An 864-nucleotide genomic window follows, 5' to 3' on the forward strand; every position below is an offset into this window, starting at 1 on the left:
AGCATTAAAAAAGCCGCAAGTGCACTGGCCGTTAGTGCCAAATTATCGTACAACAGCCCATAATCTTGCGAGAAAGAGTTCTGTATACCAAGGTTCATCCATATATCATTCGTCATCAAATATTCCTAGTCGTTACAAACAAAGGGGCCTTAAATAAATTCCCGAGGATTGTAACAAGTAAAGGAATGACAAATTATCCCAAAGTGGTAACAACAGGTAACACTGAGGTAAAACCTTGTGAAATAGCCCATAAGACCTAAGGAAGCGGATTGATCATCGGCAAAATCCCTAGGTGTTTGGGCTTGGAGGGCTTATCCGATGCCTAGGGTTTCATTGACATCATCACGGATAGCACGATAGAGCTTAGCGTCCTTTTCCAGCTTTCTGAGGCTGTGAACGGGGAAGATTTCTCGTAATTTGCTATTGCCTTCCTCATCTTCAATCAGGAATGGCATGAGTTGTTCAACCAGTCGCAACATCACTTCAGGTGATACCGACGCCCCCGGCGAGGCACCTAGTAGCGTCCCGTAGGTTTTATCATCAGAGACAATAATCTCGGTGCCCATCTGCAAGTCACCATCTTTAATGATTTGCACTCGCTGACCTGCCGGACTAACCTGCCAGTTGAATTTACTACTTAAACCTGGCGCAAAGTCTTCTAGTTCCTTCAGCATCTTTTCCTTACAAACAAAGGTCTCGGAAATAAGGTACTTCATTAATGGAAAGTGCTCTCGCGCAACATTCAAAAAGTTAGGGATATCATGAAAGCGCATAGACTTTAAGTACTCAAGGAAACCTCGGCCTTTTTCCAGCACCGGCATAAAGGTCGCAAAAGGACCAAACAGCAAGTAATGCTTTCCGTTA

General features: G+C 44.1%; 1 protein-coding gene. It reads right to left on the reverse strand.

Features of this window, described 5'->3' with window-relative positions; genetic code table 11:
- Positions 1-311: 311 nt before the first annotated feature.
- Positions 312-864 (reverse strand): malate:quinone oxidoreductase (locus tag A3763_RS23965; RefSeq protein WP_197483084.1); only part of this gene is annotated, 553 nt, incomplete at its 5' end.

The sequence above is a fragment of the Oleiphilus sp. HI0128 genome (assembly GCF_001635365.1).